Raw genomic sequence first — 18,114 nt, 5'->3', positions numbered from 1 at the left:
CTCGATGGATTTCAACCTGTCCGCCTGGGCGCTGCGCAATCGTCAGATCGTGCTCTACATCATGTTGTTGCTGGCGGTGGTCGGCGGTATTTCCTATACCAAGCTGGGCCAGAGCGAAGATCCGCCGTTCACCTTCAAGGCTATGGTGGTGCGCACCAACTGGCCGGGCGCCAGCGCCGAGGAAATCGCCAGCCAGGTCACCGAGCGCATCGAAAAGAAGCTGATGGAGACCGGCGAGTACGAGCGGATCGTGTCCTTCTCGCGACCTGGCGAATCCATGGTGACCTTCGTCGCGCGCGACTCGATGCATTCCGAAGAGATTCCCGACCTCTGGTACCAGGTACGCAAGAAGGTCGGCGATATTCGCCACACCTTGCCCCCTGGTATTCAGGGGCCGTTCTTCAATGACGAGTTCGGCACCACCTTCGGCAATATCTATGCACTGACCGGCGCAGGTTTCGACTACGCGGTGCTCAAGGACTATGCCGACCGCGTGCAGCTGCAGCTGCAGCGGGTCAAGGATGTCGGCAAGGTCGACCTGCTCGGTCTGCAGGACGAGAAGATCTGGATCGAACTTTCCAACACCAAGCTGGCCACCCTCGGACTGCCGCTGGGCGTGGTGCAGCAGGCGCTGGAGGAGCAGAACGCCGTGGCGGCGGCCGGCTTCTTCGAAACCATCTCGGACCGCGTGCGCCTGCGGGTCACCGGTAGTTTCGAGTCGGTCGAGGACATCCGCAACTTCCCGATCCGGGTGGCCGAGCGGACCTTCCGCATCGGCGATGTGGCCGAGGTCAAGCGCGGCTTCAACGACCCACCCGCACCGCGCATGCGCTTCATGGGTGAAGACGCCATTGGCCTGGCCGTATCGATGAAGGCTGGCGGCGACATCCTGGTGCTGGGTGATGCCCTGGAAATCGACTTCGCCCGCCTGCAGGAAACCCTGCCAGCCGGCATGCAGCTGCGCAAGGTCTCGGATCAACCGGCGGCGGTGAAGGCCGGCGTCGGCGAGTTCATCCGCGTGCTCACCGAGGCCGTGATCATCGTCCTGCTGGTGAGCTTTTTCTCCCTCGGCCTGCGCACCGGCCTGGTGGTGGCGCTGTCGATTCCGCTGGTGCTGGCGATGACCTTCGCCGCCATGTACTACCTGGGGATCGGCCTGCACAAGATCTCCCTCGGCGCGCTGGTGTTGGCACTGGGGCTGATGGTCGACGACGCGATCATTGCCGTGGAAATGATGGCGATCAAGATGGAGCAGGGCTACGACCGCATCAAGGCGGCCAGCTATGCCTGGACCAGCACCGCCTTTCCGATGCTCACCGGTACCCTGATCACCGCCGCCGGCTTTCTGCCGATCGCCCTCGCGCAGTCCGGCACCGGCGAGTACACCCGCTCGATCTTCCAGGTGGTGACCATCGCCCTACTGGTGTCATGGATCGCCGCGGTGATGTTCGTGCCCTATCTGGGCGCCAAGCTGCTGCCGGACCTGGCCAAGCTGCATGCGGCCAAGCATGGCAACAGCGCCGAGGGGTATGACCCCTACGCGACACCCTTCTATCAGCGGGTGCGGCGAACCGTGGAGTGGTGCGTGCGTCGGCGCAAGACGGTGATCCTGCTGACCCTCGCTCTGTTCATCGCTTCGATAGTGCTGTTCCGTTTCGTGCCGCAGCAGTTCTTCCCCGCTTCCGGGCGTCTGGAGCTGATGGTCGACCTCAAGCTTGGCGAAGGCGCCTCGTTGAGCGCCACTGCAGAGCAGGTCACGCATCTCGAGCAACTGCTCAATGGCCACGAGGGCATCGACAATTATGTGGCCTATGTCGGCACGGGCTCGCCGCGCTTCTACCTGCCGCTCGACCAGCAACTGCCGGCCGCCAGTTTTGCCCAGTTCGTGGTGCTGGCGAAAAGCATCAAGGAGCGTGAAAAACTCCGCAGCTGGCTGATCACCACCCTGAGTGAGGAATTCCCGACCCTGCGTACGCGCGTTTCGCGCCTGGAGAACGGCCCGCCGGTCGGCTATCCGGTGCAGCTGCGGGTCTCCGGCGAGCATGTCGACGAGGTTCGTGCCCTGGCCCGCGAGGTGGCGGACAAGGTGCGCGACAACCCGCATGTGGCTAACGTACACCTGGACTGGCAAGAACCGAGCAAGGTGGTGCGCCTGAATATCGACCAGGAGCGTGCACGTGCCCTGGGCATCAGCACCGCCGACCTGTCGCGCTTTCTGCGCAGCTCGCTGACCGGCTCGTCGGTGAGTCAGTACCGCGAAGGCAACGAGCTGATCGAGATTCTGCTGCGCGGCACCCTCAGCGAGCGTCAGCAACTCGGTCTCTTGCCGAGCCTGGCGATACCCACCGACAGCGGTACCAGCGTGCCCTTGTCGCAGATCGCCATCCTCGAATACGGTTTCGAGGAAGGGGTGATCTGGCACCGCAACCGCTTGCCGACCGTCACCGTGCGCGCCGACATCTACGGCAAAGAGCAGCCAGCCAGCCTGGTCAAACAGATCCTGCCGACCCTGGAGCCGATTCGCGCGGCGCTGCCCGATGGCTACCTGCTGGAAGTCGGCGGCACGGTCGAGGACTCGGCGCGCGGGCAGCAATCGGTCAATGCCGGGGTGCCGCTATTTATCGTGGTGGTGCTGACCCTGCTGATGCTCCAGCTGAAAAGCTTCTCGCGCTCGGCCATGGTGTTCCTCACCGCGCCGCTGGGCCTGATCGGCGTGACCCTGTTCCTGCTGATATTCCGCCAGCCGTTCGGCTTCGTCGCCATGCTTGGCACCATCGCCCTGTCCGGCATGATCATGCGTAACTCGGTGATCCTGGTTGACCAGATCGAGCAAGACAGAAGCGCCGGCCTGGACAGTTGGAACGCCATCATCGAGGCCACGGTGCGCCGCTTCCGGCCGATCGTGCTGACTGCCCTGGCGGCGGTGCTGGCGATGATCCCGCTGTCGCGCAGCGTGTTCTTCGGGCCGATGGCGGTGGCCATCATGGGTGGCCTGGTCGTCGCCACGGTGCTGACCCTGTTGTTCCTGCCGGCACTCTATGCCGCCTGGTTCCGGGTCAAGCAAGAGCCGGGCCCGACGGTTTAACCCGCCCGCTGAGCCGAGCAACGCCGTTCACTTGGCTCAGGTGAGCGGCGTTTTTTGTAGGGCCTCTTTGGGTATGCAGGTTCTGCCAGGCCGAAGGGTCGACACCGCCCCTTTAGGTAGCCGGATAAGTCGCCGAACGCGCTGCAATCCGCCAGGCATTCGCCGATGGCGCTGGCGCTACAAATCCCTCTGTTAGCCCCGTTCTGCGGCGCGCCGAACCGATGCTGGCGGGCGCTGTCCGCCCACATCCCGGGCTCAAGCTGTTACCGTTGTTGCAGGCAGTTGCCGGCAGGCGTGGTCTTTTGCGCGTGAATCCGTTGCGTTGCAGGCCTGATTCCTGCGCTGGTTTGTCTTCTGCTGCTCATTGCATGGGTTGCACTAAATTGCATGAATTCAGGGAGACTTCGCATGTCATTGAAAAATACCGTCCACTTGATCGCCTATCCCAACCGCATCGGTTCGGATCTGGCTGACCTGGCCAATTTCGTCGAGCACAAGCTCGGTCGCGCGGTGGGCGGGGTGCATGTTCTGCCGCCCTTTCCGTCGAATGCTGACAGTGGTTTCTCACCGCTGACGCACAAGCGCATCGACCCGGCGCTGGGGGATTGGGCAGACATCGAGCGCCTGACCGCGCACTACGATGTCTGTCTGGATCTGGTACTCAATCACCTGGCCGATGACTCGCCGGAGTTCCAGGACTACCTGCAAAAGGGCAAGGCCTCGGAGTGGGCCGAGATGTTCGTCGATGTCGACAGCCTGGGCGAGATCGGCCCGGACGACCTGGCGAAGATCCACATCCGCAAGGAAAAGGAACCGTTCCGCGAAATCACCTTTGCCGACGGCACCACCGGGCGGGTCTGGTGCACCTTCACCGAGCGTCAGATCGACCTCAACTACGACTCGCCGGTGACCTACCAGATGATGGCCGACACCATCACCTTTCTCGCCGAGCGCGGGGTCAAGCTGTTGCGTCTGGATGCCTTCGGCTACACCACCAAGAAGATCGGCACCAGCTGCTTTCTGGTCGAGCCGCAGGTGTGGCAAATCCTCGACTGGTTCAAGAACACGACGGCGAGCAATGGCATAGAGATACTGCCCGAGGTGCACGACCACCCGAGTTGGCAGTACGCCATCTCGGCGCGCGGCATGTGGTCCTATGCCTTCGCGCTGCCGCCCCTGCTGCTGTATACGCTGCTCGACGGAAACAGCCAGTACCTCAAGTCCTGGCTGCGCATGTGCCCGCACAACCAGATCACCGTGCTCGATACCCACGACGGCATCTGCATTCCGGATGTGGAGGAAATCCTTCCGCGCGAGCATATCGAGGCGCTGATCCAGAACGTCTCGGAACGCAGCGCCGACCCCATCCTGCGTCGTTCGGCCGCCAACGTGCACAGCGTCGGCGCGATCTACCAGCTCACCTGTACCTTCTTCGATGCCCTGCAGGGCAACGAGGACGCCTACATCGCCGCCCGGGCGATCCAGTTCTTTACCCCCGGCATTCCGCAGGTCTACTACGTCGGCTTGCTGGCGGGTCACAACGACACCGAGCTGCTGGAGGAAACCGGCGAGGCGCGGGAAATCAACCGCCACTACTATTCCCTGGACGAGGCCGAGCAGGCCTTGCAAGCGCCCGTGGTGCAGCGTCTGCTGAGCCTGATGGAGCTGCGCTCGACCCACCCGGCCTTCGCCGGCGAGTTCGAGCTGCACCAGTCGAACATGTCGAGCGTGTCCATGGGCTGGCGCGCCGGCGAGCATTGTTGCCACCTGTACGTCGACCTGAATTTCCGCACCGCAACGGTGACCTGCTCCGGCCCCGAGGGGGCAGAGGAAACCTCCTTCAGGTGTTGAGTCGGCGCTAGTCGGGGCAAGCAGGCCCCGCATTCGGCGCCTTGAACCGGCGGCGTAGCTGCACAAGAAGCCAGACCCCGGGGTCTGGCTTCTTCACATCGGCCTGAACCCTTCCGATAGTGGCGCTCTTCGCGTTCCCTGGGAGCGCTGTGACCAATCATTTGCACCGCCTCGGATGGCCGCCGGTCTAGCGGAGCGGAGCCGGGCTGGCAGCCTGGATGTCGTAGGGAAAAATCTTGGCATATTGCTCTGGCAAGGCGCCCTTCGCCTGCAGCTGGTCGATTGCCCGGTCCAGGTCGTCGCGCAGCTGCCTGGCGCGGGGCGAAGCCATGGCATAGGCAATGGTGAAGTCCTGCTGCAGCAGGGTGACCGAGGGTAGTAGCGGTAGCTTGCTCTTGCTGAATGCCACCTCGGCCGGATCCAGGTAATCGAGCAGGTAGTCGGCCCGTCGCAACGCCATCATCTGCACTGCCGCCATATGGGTGGGGGCTGTGACCATAACGATGCCATGGGCCGGCTGTCTGGCCAGGGCCGCCAGCGGCGAGCCGAGATAGCTCAGGCCCTGGATGCGCAGCACCCGGGCATCGCGTAAATCCTCCAGTTGGGCCGGTGGCAGGCGATCCTTGTAGTAGAGGTTGAGCATCAGCCGGGCAACCAGATAGCGACTGCGCAAGGTGTAGGACGACATCAGCGGATGGTGGATCAGCGAGGGGCACATCTCGACCTGGCCATTTTCCATCGATTTGAACAGGCGGTAGCTGGGGTATTGGGTAAATTGCGTCTGATAGCCGGCCTGTTGCGCCACCTGCTGCATGAACTCGAGCAAATGCCCGGCCGGCTGACCGTGTTCGTCGGTATAGGAATAGGGTGCAAACTCGATATAACCCACGCGGATAGGCGGCTGCCCGGTAACCGCTGCGGCCTGCGCCACAGCCAGCTGAGCGCAGTAGAGGGCGACAGCTAGAGCGGCGGCTAGCAATCGGGTTGCAAGCGTGGTCGGCATGGGTGCCTCGACTGGTATTGGTACGACTCAGGGTAGTCGATCTGCTGGACGAGACCTGAAGCTGATGACCAGGCAGCGGCGGTAACCGCAGCACGCTCCTGGCCTTCAGCAACAACGCGCTTGGTGTTCTTGAGTGGCCGCCGGGGCCGACGTGGCCGCAGGGTGGCACTCGCCGTGGCGGCCCTTAGCCCGGGCCAATGTCCAGCACATCCGCGTTGAGCCACAGCGGCCAGACGTGCAGGCGCCGTGCGAGGCAAGGGGCCGCCAGACAGATGGTTCAACAACCAAGGGTCGTCTCCGGCCACAAAAAAGCCAGGCCCCGAGGCCTGGCTTTGTTACCCGTGTTTAACCGGTCCTACAGCGCCCCGAACACCTTCTTCGCCAAGCCGGTCGCCGCAGCCGCCGGGTTCTGGCGGATGCTGGCTTCCTGCTCGGCGATCATCGCGAACAACCCATCCAGCGCCTGCTCGGTGACGTAGTTCTCGATAGAGGCGCTTTTCGCGTCGATCACGCCGAAGCTCGCGGCCTGGCCGGCGAAGGCGTTGTATTGCTGGGCCAGGCCGACCTGGTCGGTGGCCTGCTTGACGATCGGCAGGAAGCGCGCGCGGATCTGCTCGCGGCTGCTTCTGTTCAGGTACTGGGTGGCCGAATCCTGCGGGCCGGCGAGGATGCCCTTGGCGTCCTGTACGGTCATCTTCTTCACCGCATCCACCAGCAAGGCCTGGGCCTGGGGTACGGCGGCTTCGGCGGCCTGGTTCATGCTCGTCTCCAGCTGGGTCACCTGAGCACCCATGCCCATCATCTTCATGGTTCTCGCCGCCTTGCCGAGGTTGCCCGGCAGCTCGATGCGTACCGCCGGGTTATTGCTGAAGCCGCCCGGTGCGCCCAGTTGCTTGACCGCCACCTGGGCGCCCTGGATCAAGGCATCCTTGAGCCCGCCGCTGGCATCCTGCTGGGTCAGGTCGGCGAGCGACAGGGCAAAAGCGCTGGCAGACAGGGCCAGGCCGGCAACGAGGGCAGTGATGCGAAACATGGGAGGATCCTTCTTGCGCTGAGGTATGCAGCGAGGGTAGCGGAGCGGGGCGTTGGTGCAAACCCTGAGCGGGTGTGAACAGCCGCTCGCCGACTGCGCCCGCCCAAGGCGCCCGCTGCTGACGTTGCGCGGCGAACACTTGGAGCCACTGCGGCCGACGGCGCTCGATTTTGCACAGGCTCCGGAGCTGTCCTTATGCCCGTGCGAGGTCGGCCGCGACGCATTTGTGCAGCCAGTCGATGAAGACCTGCAGCCGGCTCGGCATGGATTCAAGGGCTGGGTGCACCAGTTGGTATTGGCAGCGACTGGTCAGGGCGAAGCCGCCGAATGGAAGGATGAGTTCGCCGCGCTCAAGCCGCTGTTGCACCAGTCGAGAGCGGCCGATGGCAATCCCCGCGTGATTGACGGCCGCTAGCGCGCAGAGGTCGGAGCGGTCGAAGGTGAGGCTACGCGCAGGCAGCTTGGCCTCCATCCCCGAGTGCCTGGCCCACAGTTGCCATTCGGCATCGTAGGCGGCGTTGTCCCAGGCCAGGGAGTCATGCAGCAGGGTGCACTGCGCCAGGTTGTCCGGGTTGTCCAGCAAGCCGTGACGCTCGGCATACTGCGGGCTGCACACCGGGGCGATCTGTTCGTCCATCAGTTTGCCGGCGACCAGCCCAGGGAACTCATCGCGGGTGAAATACAGCGCCAAATCGATGTTCTGGGTGCGGAAATCGACCGTGTCGTTGCCCACCCGGATATCCAGGGCAACCGCGGGGTAGCTGGCAGTAAAGTCGGCCAGCCTCGGCACCAGCCAGCATTCGGCGAGCGAGGGGCGGACATAGATCGCCAGCGGCCCGGCGATTTCGGCACCTGGCGCCTGCTGCAAGGCTTCGAGCAACTGGCCCAGCGCACCTTGCAGGATGTTGACGATACGTTCGCCCTCCGCGGTCAGGCGGATCTGACGGGTCAGGCGCTGGAACAGTTTCAGCCCCAGTCCGCGCTCCAGGCGGGCGATCCGATGGCTGACGGCGCTCGGTGTCAGGCAGAGCTCGTCTGCCGCGCGGGCAAAGCTCAGATGGCGCGCCGCCGCATGGAAGGTATGCAGGTTGGCGAACTGGCTACTGTTGAGCCCGGCGCCAATCCGAGGGGGAAGATTCAGCATGACGTCACTCTGGCCGTGAGCGGTGGCGGATCAGCGGCCACCGCTATCGGTCGCTTCGGCCTGCAACAGCTGCCGGCCCTTGGCGAGATAATCGGCCATTTCCGACGCGGGCACCATGCTGCCGCCGGTGGCCCAGATCAGGTGGGTGGCCCGGGCCATCCGGGACGGGGTCAGGTGCATGCGCGCGCGATAACCCTGCTGCTCGGTCAGCACCCGGGCCATGCCCGGCACGCCGGCCAGTGCCGAGGGTTCGAGGCGCAGGTTTTCGCTGTTGTCCAGCAGCGCCAGCAGGCGATACAGCTCTTCATCGCTGACCGTGTAGTAGCCGTCGATCGAACGCTGCATGGCGCGGCCGACAAAGCCGGACGGGCGCCCGACCGCCAGGCCATCGGCGGCGGTGAGGTTGTCGATGCCGAAGTCCTGCACCGAGACCTGGTCATGTCGACCGGTATGGACCCCGATCAGCATGCAGGGCGAGTGGGTGGGTTCGGCAAACAGGCAATGCACCGAATCGCCAAACGCCAGCTTGAGGCCGAAGGCCACCCCGCCCGGACCGCCGCCGACGCCGCAGGGCAGGTAGACGAACAGCGGGTGCTCGGCATCGACGCGGATCGCGGCGGCCGCGAACTGCTGCTGCAAGCGTTGCGCGGCGACGGCATAGCCGAGGAACAGGCTGGTCGAGTTCTCATCATCGACGAAGTGGCAGTAAGGGTCGGCGTCGGCCTGCTTGCGCCCCTCGGCCACCGCGACGCTGTAGTCGCAGGCGTACTCGACCACGCTGACGCCGTGGGCGCGCAGCTTGTCCTTCTTCCACTGGCGGGCATCGGCGGACATGTGCACCGTGGCCTGAAAACCCAGGCGGGCGCTGACGATGCCGATTGACAGGCCCAGATTGCCGGTCGAGCCGACGGCGATCTTGTAGCGGCCGAAGAAGGCCCGGGCCGCGTCGTTGTCGAGCACGCCGTAGTCATCGCTTGGCTGCAGCAAGCCTTTGGCCAGCGCCAGTTCCTCGGCATGCTTGAGCACCTCATAGATGCCGCCACGCGCCTTGATCGAACCGGAGATGGGCAGGTGGCTGTCCTGCTTGAGCCACAGCGCACCACTGTCGCTCAGCCCATAGCGTTCGGCTAGCAGCGCCTGCAGGTGCGGCACCGCGCGGATGCCCGACTCGATGATCCCGGCACTGGCTGCGGTCTCCGGGAATGCCCGGGCGATATAGGGCGCGAAGCGAGCCAGGCGCGCGCTGGCGTCGTCGACGTCGGCGCGGGTCAGTCCGACATCGGCCAAGGCCTCGGCCGCGTCGGCGACCCCGGGGTTGAACCAGCTGGTTTCCTGCAGCGCGATTAACTCATTGAGCAGCGGATACTCGTTGCACCAGGCGGTGAGGGATTTGCCAAGCAGCATGGGGAGGTTCCTTGAGTCGGTGTGCCCTAGCGGATGTTCTGCCGCGTCTGGAGCAGATCAACAGGCCGCGTAACACCGCTATTAGGCGTCGCTGCGCAGCTGCTGACAAAGGATGCTTGTGCAACGTATAGGTGACGCAGGATCGTCTGTGCCCCAGTAATCGCGCCCTCTGCTCAGCCCAATACCTCAAGCAACCCACGCTGAGTAGGGTGCCACTCGCCGCAGGCAGTGCACCGTCGATCACTGCTACGACACACATCCAGGGCTGTCGCTGAGCTCCGCCCGGACCGCTCGATCTGGAGCAGTCCACGCGCCTGTAGGGTCGCCGCAGGCAGTGCACCGTGGTTTATCGGCGTGGCACAAACGCTGGCGGGTTGTCGCCGCGCTCCGAACGGATCGCCGCCCGAGCCGCCCTACCCACAGGCAGAGCACCGTCGATTACAGCCAAGGTCGATATCCACGCAACCCTTCGCCTGCAATCAACTGACGGCTGCAATCACCGAGATTTCTACCAGCAGTTCAGGGCTGGCCATCGAGGCTTCCACGCAGGCGCGGGCAGGGGCGAAGCCCGTTGGCACCCAGCTGTCCCATACGCTGTTCATCTCGGCGAACAGGCTCATGTCCTTCAGGTAGATGGTGGCGGACAGCAGCTGCTCGCGATTGCTGCCGACCGACTCCAGCAAGGTATCGACCTTGGCCAGCATGGTCCGTGTTTGTTCCTGGATGCCGGCGCTGCGGTCTTCTGCCACCTGCCCGCATAAGTAGGCGGTCTGGTTATGCACCACGACTCGGCTCATGCGTGCGGCTGTTTCGTATCGGGTAATGCTCATGAAAGCTCCTGTGAGGGTTCGATTCCGGGATAAGACGCCGAGCTTAGCGGGGCCGGGCGGATAAACCTATGCTGAAGCTGTGAGTGGTTGTGATAAATCCCCGTCTGCAAACGCCCGGCGTCGGTTTCGCGACGGTGCTCGATTGTTCCACAACCGCTGAACGCGATCCGTCGCAGTCATTCAGCCCGGCTGCATAGCCGATGAGAAGCCAAGCGCATGTCGCGAATATTCCCGCTCCTGGCAGTGCTTGCCGCCTTGTACCTGGCGATCTGCGTCGCCGTGTGGATGTTCCAGCGCAGCCTCATCTACTTCCCGCAACCGCTCGCCATCAGCCGGCCCGACACGCTGCTCAGGCTGGCGGTGGACGATGCTGAGGTGCTGGTGTCGATCAGGCCCCACACCGGCCCTAAGGCGCTGATCTACTTCGGCGGCAACGCCGAGGACGTTTCGCTGAACCTGCCTGCGTTTGCCCAGGCCTTTCCCGAGCATGCCCTCTACTTGATGCACTACCGCGGCTATGCGGGAAGTGCCGGCTCGCCCTCCGAGGAGGCGATCCAGCGCGATGCCCTGGCCTTGTTCGACCGGGTGCATGCCGCGCATCCGCAGACCGTGGTGATGGGGCGCAGCCTGGGGTCGGCGGTTGCCATTCGCCTGGCCAGCCAGCGCCCGGCCTCGCGCCTGGTGTTGATCACGCCGTTCGACAGCCTGCAGGCGTTCGCCGCACGCCAGTTCCCCTTACTGCCGATCAAGTGGCTGCTCAAGGACAGGTTCGAGTCCTCGCGCTACGCCGCGCGCATCAGGGTGCCGACCCTGCTGATCGCGGCCGAACAGGACGAAATCATCCCCTTGTCGAGTACCGAGGCGCTCTACCGACATTTCGCGCCCGGCGTGGCCACGCTCGAGGTGATCTCGGGCCAGGGCCACAACTCGATCTCCGAGAGCCCTGCGTACCTGCCATTGCTGCGCGCCGCGATGTGAGCAGGCGCTAGCGCCGGGCGGCTGCTGGTGCGGACCACGCCAGGGGCTGCGCCGGGCTCAGAACAGGCCGAGCTGACCGCCGACCAGCCGGGAGAAGTCGTCGCCCACGAACGGCAGGATGGCGTCCGCCACCGGCTGCAGCTGGCGCGTGAGGTAATGTTCGTAGTCGATGGGGGTGCGCCGGGTTTCCAGCGGTTCGGGGCCGGCGAGGGTGATCACGTAGCTGATCCAGCCGCCGTTCTGGTACTGGCGCGGGCGGCCCTGCTGATCGTTGTATTCGTCGGCCATGCGCGCCGCGCGCACATGCGGCGGCACATTGCGCTGGTAGTCGTCCAGCCGGCGGCGCAGGCGCTTGCGGTAGATCAGCAGCTCATCGAGTTGGCCGGCCAGGGTGCGGCGCACGTAGTCGCGCACATAGTCCTGGTAGGGTTGCCGGTTGAAGATCAGCAGGTACAGCTCGCGCTGGAACTGCCGGGCCAGCGGCGACCAGTCGCTGCGTACCGTTTCCAGGCCCTTGAAAACCATCTCGCTGCTGCCGTCCGCCGCCGTGACCAGGCCGGCGTAGCGCTTCTTGCTGCCCTCTTCGGCGCCGCGGATGGTCGGCATCAGGAAGCGGCTGTAATGGGTCTCGTACTGCAGCTCCAGGGCGCTTTCCAGGTCGTATTCATGGCGCAGGTGCTCGCGCCACCACTGGTTGACGCGCTGCACCAGGGCGCGGCCGATCTGCGCCGCGTGCTCCTCGTCATGGGCGCGCCTGAGCCAGACGAAGGTCGAGTCGGTGTCGCCGTAGATCACCGCATGGCCTTCGGCCTCGATCAGCTCGCGGGTCCTGCGCATGATCTCGTGGCCGCGCAGGGTGATCGAGGAGGCCAGGCGCGGATCGAAGAAGCGGCAGCCGCTGGAACCGAGCACCCCGTAGAAGGCGTTCATGATGATCTTCAGCGCCTGTGACAGCGGCGCATTGTGTTCGCGCTTGGCCGCCTCGCGGCCCTGCCAAACACTCTCGACGATGGCCGGCAGGCAATGCCGGGTACGCGAGAAGCGCGCGCCGCGAAAGCCCGGCACCGAGGCGCTGTCCTCGGGATGACGCATGCCTTCGACCAGCCCCAGCGGGTCGATGAGAAAGGTGCGGATGATCGACGGGTACAGGCTCTTGTAGTCGAGCACCAGCACCGACTCGTACAGGCCGGGCTGCGAGTTCATCACGAAGCCGCCGGGGCTGGCCTCCGGCGGCCGTTCGCCGAGGTTCGGCGCGACGAAGCCCTGGCGGTGCATCAGCGGGATGTACAGGTGGCAGAAGGCCGCGACCGAACCGCCGCTGCGGTCGGCCGGCAGGCCGGTGACGGTGGCGCGTTCGAGCAGGAAGGTAAGGATCTCGGTCTTGGCGAAGATCCGCGTGACCAGCTCGCAGTCCTTGAGGTTGTAGCGCGCGAGGGCCGGCTTGTCCTCGGCGAACATGCGGTCGATGGCGTCCATGCGCTGGTAGGGCGTGGCGATGTCCTTGCCTTCGCCGAGCAGGGTCTGCGCGACGTTCTCCAGGCTGAACGAGGAGAAGCTCCAGGTCGCCGAGCGTAGCGCCTCGATGCCGTCGATGATCAGCCGCCCGGCGGCCTCGGCGAAGAAGTGATTGTTGCGGCTGCCATGCTCGCGCCAGCCCATCGCATCGCCGCCGCGACCGAGCTGCAACGGCACCTGCAGGCGCTGGGCGTGCTCGTGCAACACGCGCAGGTCGAACTGCACCAGGTTCCAGCCGATGATCGCATCGGGATCATGGGCGGCCAGCCACTGGTTGAGCCTCTCCAGCAGCTGCACGCGAGTGGCGCAGTACTCCAGGGCGAAGTCCAGCGGCGTGTCCGCGCCGTTGGCCGGCCCGAGCATGTACACCTGGCGCTGGCCGCAGCCCTCGAGGGCGATCGAATACAGCTCGCCCTGGGCATTGGTCTCGATGTCCAGTGACGCCAGCTTCAGGCGCGGGCGATAGTCCGGGGCGGGCTTCATCTGCGCCTCGAGCAGCAGCCCGCTGGCGTCCGGCGTGCCGCCGAAGCACACCGGCGCGGTGATGAAACGTTCCATCAGGTAGCGCTCCGGCGGGCGGATATCGGCCTCGTACACCTCGACCCCGGCCTTGCGCAGCAGCTTGTCGATATTCATCAGCTGGCGATGCTGGCGGCAATACAGGCCAAGCACCGGTCGATGGTGGAAGTCGCACAGCTCCAGCGGGCGCAGCTCGACATCACGCTCCCCGCGCAACAGCGCCTCGGCCAGCGCGCGCTGCTCGGCAGGAATGAAGGCCACCGAGGGCTGACAGGGCAGGCGGATATGCCGTGGCCCGGCGTCGGTCGCCAACCAGAACTCGACCTGGGTGCCGGCCGGCGTATCGCGCCAATGTCGGGTCAGGACGAAGCCCTGCTGTAGATCCACCGCTGCAACCTCAAGTCCTTGTTTCACGGTGCGATTCTACGTGGCATGGGCCGCGATTGCGCGGGCAGGGCAGCGGGGCGGGTTATCTGCATGAATATGAGGGGGCGGGGAGCCTGTTGGAGATGGCAGCTGTGGGCCAGCAGCGGTCAGTCGCAGCAGCTGGTGGACAGATAAACGCTGCCCCCTATACCGCTAAAAAATTCGCGTAGGGCGGAAACGTGCGGGGCGTTGCCGCCAATTCTTATCCAGGCCACCTCGTTGACAGTCAATCAATGTAAGCCCACCAAATAGCTGCAACCACAACCAGCCAGATCAATACGATGAGTACTGCTGCAACTTTATTAACGGGGCGTTCCAAATGGTTCTTTTCCCACTCACTTGCCTTCAGCTGACACGCTTCTAGCACTTGTGATGGCATCAACCGGATGGCGAGCAGAATACCTAATGGCAAAATGATGACGTCGTCCAGGTAACCGAGTATCGGAATGAAATCAGGAATGAGGTCAATTGGACTCAATGCATAGGCCACGACAAGCACCGAAATACATTTGGGCAGCCATGGTGTTTCTGGATGCTGATAACAAAACCAGAGAACCATAGTTTGACGCTTCAGACTCTTGGCCCAGCGTCGTAGGTGACCGAAGATACCTTTCATTTCATTATTTTCCGCGCGAGAACACATTCACGCCGCAAGCCTAGCGTCACCCGGCTAATGACTACCAGGGGTGGTTAGCTGTCAGGCACGAATGGCAGGGTTCGGCCACAAGGGACGGTCTATCCTAGAAATTAATCCGCCCCCTGTTCGCACACCCTCTCCAGTAATTGCAGCGATTGCAGCGATTGCAGCCAAAGCCGGTGGCTGGCGGATGACAGGGTCACGATAATCCCGTAACCGGGCAAAGGTGGGCGCGCGCAAGCACCGGCCAGTGTCAGCAGAACCGCCGCACCGCCTCGGCCAGGTCCCTGGCCAGCAAGGCTCCCGGCGCCTTGCTTTCGTCGCCGGCGCGGTACTTTCCGGTCTGCACCAGGCAAGCCTGAAGACCGGCCTTTTGCGCGCCCAGCACATCGCTCTCGACATCGTCGCCGATCATCAAGGCCTCGCCGGCCGGCACGCCGAGCTCTTCCAGGGCGCTGGCGAAGAACGCTGCGCTGGGCTTACCCAGAACCAACGCCTGGACCTCGGCGGCATACTCCAGCGCGCGGACGAAGGGCCCGACGTCCAGGCGCAGGGCGCCGTGGCTGTGGAAGTAGCGGTTGTCACCCATCGCCAGCAGCGGCGCGCCGCTCAGCAGCAGGTGGAAGGCGCGCTCCAGGTGGGCGTAGTCGAAGCGTTCCTCGGCGTCGCCGAGCACCACCGCATTGGGTTCGGGCAGCTCGAGCAGATCGGCGAACTCCTCTTCGAGGTTGCGGTGAATCAGGCAATACGGCCGCAAGTCATGGGCCTGCAGGTAATGGCGCACGGCGCGCGGAGCGCTGTAGATCTGCTCGGGCTGCAAGGCATAGCCCATGCCGGTCAGTTGCCGGTAAATCTCGGCGCACGTCAGGCGCGAAGTGTTAGTCACCAGGCGCAGGGGGTAGCCCTTGGTCTGCAGCGCCGCAACTGCCGGCACCGAGCCGGGTACGGCTTTCGCGTCCTGGTAGAGCACCCCGCTGATATCCAGCAGCACCGCCTGCGGCATGGTCTTCGCCTCCAGTCAGAGGTTGTTAAAGTTCTCTATCGCTGCACTGCCTGGGCCTGCAAGCGGCCTAGCGCAGGCTGGCCAATTCGGCCCGAGCCGGTGATTGACGGTTGCCGTCCCAATCATGCTCCCTGCCACAGCACGCAGCCTCCAGCCTGAACCCGCCCGGATCGAGGCAATACCCCGCCTGGCTATCATCCTAATACTCGTCCGCCGGATCTTCGATGGTCATGCCATGCTCCGCCAGGAAGGTCTGAATCGCCCCGGTAATGCCATACCTGCTCATCACGGTTGTTTTCGTCTCAATGGGCCCGTTGTTGCATCTTGTGGTCAAGGGCTTATCAACGCAGGGTGGCCGCGCAGCTTAGGCCTAACGAGCGGCTCGAATCGTTGCAGTTAATGACGGCATCAACCGCCGGGACATGCGCTCGATCAACCGGATCGTCACCCCCGGAGCCTTAATCCAGACGGCTGCAGGAGAAGAACCCTCGGCAACTTCAGCGCGCAAGTCCGCCCATAACAGCCTAGGCTTGGGCGACCGCATCTGGATTTCGCCTATGAACAGCAGCGACACGTCTAAGACACCCGATTCCGCCTCTGTGCGGCGTCCGCAGTTCTGGCAGGTGGCCAAGCGCTGTTGTCAGATTGCCGGCACGGTGGATGTGGCATTTTTCTTCCTTTTTCATGTCCTCGGTTCTCCCCTCCTGGCCTGGGTCAATGTCATCAGTGTTTCCATGTACATCCTGGCGTACCAGGCGCTGGCCAGGCGACGCAATCGGCTGGCCATTACACTGATCTGGACGGAGGTCATCGTCCACGCCGCCTTGGGCACCCTGTTGATCGGCTGGGACAGCGGCTTTCACTACTATCTGTTGATGTTCATCCCCGCGCTGTTTCTCAGCATGCCGCTGCGCGGCGCCCTTGCGGCGTTGGTTTCGCTGTGGGGCTTTTACGTGGTGTTGGATGTGGTCATGTGGACTGGCGAGCCGCTGCAGCCGATTTCCCGTGACGCCTTGCTGGCCGTGCACCTGTTCAATCTGAGCGTGGTATTCGCCATGTTCAGTTACCTGTCGTTCTTCTATCTGAAGATCGTCAGTTCGGCCCAGCGCAAGCTGCGGAAAATGGCGGCCACCGACCCGCTGACGGGGCTGCTCAACCGCCGGCATATTATCGATCTGGCCGAGAGGGAATTGGCGCGCTTCCAGCGCAACCTGCATCCCATCGGGCTGCTGTTGCTGGATATCGATCACTTCAAGTCGATCAACGACAACCATGGCCACGAGATCGGCGACAAGGTGCTGGTCGACGTGGCGAACTGCATCAAGGCAGTGCTGAGAAACCACGATCTGATTGCGCGCTGGGGTGGTGAGGAGTTTCTGGCCGTTCTTCCGGATACCAACCTGGAACAGGCGCGGGCGAGTGCCGAGCGGGTCCGGCAGGCGCTGATGCAACAGCGTTGGTGTTTCGACGGCAAAACCGTTGCTCTCACCATCAGTGTGGGGGTCAGCGAGTTCCAGGAGGGCGATGAGCTGAAAAGCGCAATCAACCGGGCCGACAAGGCGCTTTACCGCTGCAAGGACGATGGCCGCAATCGGGTCGAGGTGTGCACCGATTGCGAAGTAACCGTGTGAGTCCCTCTCCCAGTCCAGGAGGCCCCAGAATCAGCCGCTCTCTTTTGAGAAGGCAACAAAAAACCCGCCGAAGCGGGTTTTTTCAAGACCATGCCGACATCCTGTCAGCAGCCTTCCAGGCGATGGTCGATCATCCATGACCCTGAGCGCGTCCTGCGCTTCAGTTGATGTACGTAGGTTAGGTGCACTGGCGAAGCCACAACAGAGGAGATCGCAGTCAGTGCGTGTAAGCCTTTCGCTATGGCAACCTGCGCGCGTGATGGTCTTGGCCTGGATTGGACGACTTCTACTCTTCGCGACAGGCTGGAGTCGCGCTGCAGCGGACGGTGGTCACCGGTAGATATCGGCCAATTACGGACATTTCGGCATCACTAATATCGTGGTCTGCCCCCGATTGTGTCCTCTACCAGTCCATTACCAGTCCACTGCTCGTAGGCATTCGTTCGCCGCCTTCAGCCCAAGGACAATAAGGAACAGACCACGGTTTTGGCTGAAATGAACAAGCAGAAGCAAAATTAATCGTGGTTCCCTATTGCTTTGTCAGGCCGTGAAAATATGAAAAATAAATAAGTCCCCTTTTCCCGGGATGCGCTCCAGGCTCAGCCCGGAAAAGTGGCGCAAAATCGTGCTCTCGTAGAGCAACTCTTCCATCGCCGGATCGCTGTAGCCGAACCAGTTCTGCTGTTGCCGCTGACCTAAAATTGACCCAGTAGAGGATGTTCTTCCGCCTGAAAACGGACCCAGGTGCTCAACTGCTCCTGCTCAATTATTGAGCAGAAGAACACAGGGTGATCAGTTTGGAAATGATGGGCAAATTTCAGCGGATGTCTTTCCGCGACAAGTTGTCGGTGCATGAGATAACCAAGCGCACCGGGCTGGCGCGCAACACGATCCGCAAGTGGGTCAGGGCACCGGAGGCCCAGTCATCTGCTTCATCGGGAAAACTCAGCGGGTGGAACCCGGTTATTTTTCCAAAATCAGGAAGTCTTTTTCAGCGGTTCCCTAAGTCGGTTCCATTAAGTGCGGGAGTAATCTAAGATTGACTCAAGTTTAAA

General features: G+C 63.3%; 13 protein-coding genes and 1 pseudogene. 5 read left to right on the top strand and 9 right to left on the bottom strand.

Annotation, left to right across the window (positions count from 1 at the left end; all coding sequences use genetic code 11):
* Positions 1–4: 4 nt before the first annotated feature.
* Together LJY18_RS12160 and gtfA are read left to right on the top strand one after the other, a co-directional pair.
* Positions 5–3,085: an efflux RND transporter permease subunit gene (locus LJY18_RS12160; protein ID WP_238042079.1), complete on the top strand. Its 3,081-nt coding sequence runs from the start codon at positions 5–7 to the stop codon at positions 3,083–3,085.
* Positions 3,086–3,493: 408 nt separating this feature from the next.
* Positions 3,494–4,936, top strand: a complete 1,443-nt coding sequence (gtfA, locus tag LJY18_RS12155) for a sucrose phosphorylase (protein WP_238042078.1) — start codon at positions 3,494–3,496, stop codon at positions 4,934–4,936.
* A 187-nt stretch (positions 4,937–5,123) separates the two neighbouring features.
* Here the strand turns inward: gtfA and LJY18_RS12150 are convergent, their stop codons facing one another.
* The 5 genes from LJY18_RS12150 to LJY18_RS12130 all read right to left on the bottom strand — a co-directional run bounded on the left by LJY18_RS12150 (position 5,124) and on the right by LJY18_RS12130 (position 10,350).
* Positions 5,124–5,939, bottom strand: coding sequence for a substrate-binding periplasmic protein (locus tag LJY18_RS12150; RefSeq protein ID WP_238042077.1), 816 nt, complete (start codon positions 5,937–5,939; stop codon positions 5,124–5,126).
* Positions 5,940–6,294: 355 nt separating this feature from the next.
* Entirely contained in the window at positions 6,295–6,972 is a 678-nt protein-coding gene (locus tag LJY18_RS12145) for a DUF4197 domain-containing protein (protein ID WP_238042076.1), read from the bottom strand.
* Positions 6,973–7,165: 193 nt separating this feature from the next.
* Positions 7,166–8,116: a DNA-binding transcriptional regulator DsdC gene (gene dsdC, locus LJY18_RS12140; protein WP_238042075.1), complete on the bottom strand. Its 951-nt coding sequence runs from the start codon at positions 8,114–8,116 to the stop codon at positions 7,166–7,168.
* A gap of 30 nt (positions 8,117–8,146) precedes the next feature.
* Positions 8,147–9,520, bottom strand: coding sequence for a D-serine ammonia-lyase (gene dsdA / locus LJY18_RS12135; RefSeq protein WP_238042074.1), 1,374 nt, complete (start codon positions 9,518–9,520; stop codon positions 8,147–8,149).
* A gap of 479 nt (positions 9,521–9,999) precedes the next feature.
* Positions 10,000–10,350, bottom strand: a complete 351-nt coding sequence (locus LJY18_RS12130; protein ID WP_238042073.1) for a RidA family protein — start codon at positions 10,348–10,350, stop codon at positions 10,000–10,002.
* Between the two features lie 216 nt (positions 10,351–10,566).
* Here LJY18_RS12130 and LJY18_RS12125 point away from each other — a divergent pair, with 216 nt between their 5' ends.
* Complete coding sequence (locus LJY18_RS12125; protein WP_238042072.1) at positions 10,567–11,328, top strand: alpha/beta hydrolase; 762 nt, start codon at positions 10,567–10,569, stop codon at positions 11,326–11,328.
* Between the two features lie 57 nt (positions 11,329–11,385).
* Here LJY18_RS12125 and LJY18_RS12120 read toward each other — a convergent pair whose 3' ends face one another.
* From LJY18_RS12120 to LJY18_RS12110, 3 genes are all read right to left on the bottom strand, one after another.
* Entirely contained in the window at positions 11,386–13,749 is a 2,364-nt protein-coding gene (locus tag LJY18_RS12120; RefSeq protein ID WP_238042317.1) for a DNA polymerase II, read from the bottom strand.
* Between the two features lie 265 nt (positions 13,750–14,014).
* Positions 14,015–14,404 (bottom strand): YkvA family protein, encoded by a 390-nt coding sequence (locus LJY18_RS12115; RefSeq protein ID WP_238042071.1) that lies wholly within the window; start codon positions 14,402–14,404, stop codon positions 14,015–14,017.
* A gap of 274 nt (positions 14,405–14,678) precedes the next feature.
* A complete protein-coding gene (locus tag LJY18_RS12110; protein ID WP_238042070.1) occupies positions 14,679–15,428 on the bottom strand; it encodes a TIGR01458 family HAD-type hydrolase in 750 nt (249 codons plus the stop codon).
* A 557-nt stretch (positions 15,429–15,985) separates the two neighbouring features.
* Here LJY18_RS12110 and LJY18_RS12105 point away from each other — a divergent pair.
* Positions 15,986–17,059 (top strand): GGDEF domain-containing protein, encoded by a 1,074-nt coding sequence (locus LJY18_RS12105; RefSeq protein WP_238042069.1) that lies wholly within the window; start codon positions 15,986–15,988, stop codon positions 17,057–17,059.
* Positions 17,060–17,617: 558 nt separating this feature from the next.
* Here the strand turns inward: LJY18_RS12105 and LJY18_RS22715 are convergent.
* Positions 17,618–17,740 (bottom strand): annotated as a pseudogene (locus LJY18_RS22715) (IS5/IS1182 family transposase); the annotation flags it as partial.
* Between the two features lie 107 nt (positions 17,741–17,847).
* Between LJY18_RS22715 and LJY18_RS12100 the strand changes: the two are divergent.
* Positions 17,848–18,096, top strand: coding sequence for a hypothetical protein (locus tag LJY18_RS12100; protein ID WP_238042331.1), 249 nt, complete (start codon positions 17,848–17,850; stop codon positions 18,094–18,096).
* Positions 18,097–18,114 lie beyond the last annotated feature (18 nt).

Origin of the sequence: Pseudomonas sp. MMS21 TM103 (assembly GCF_022132145.1) — a bacterium.
GTDB lineage: Bacteria > Pseudomonadota > Gammaproteobacteria > Pseudomonadales > Pseudomonadaceae > Aquipseudomonas.
This window is presented reverse-complemented; position numbering and strand designations above follow the sequence as displayed.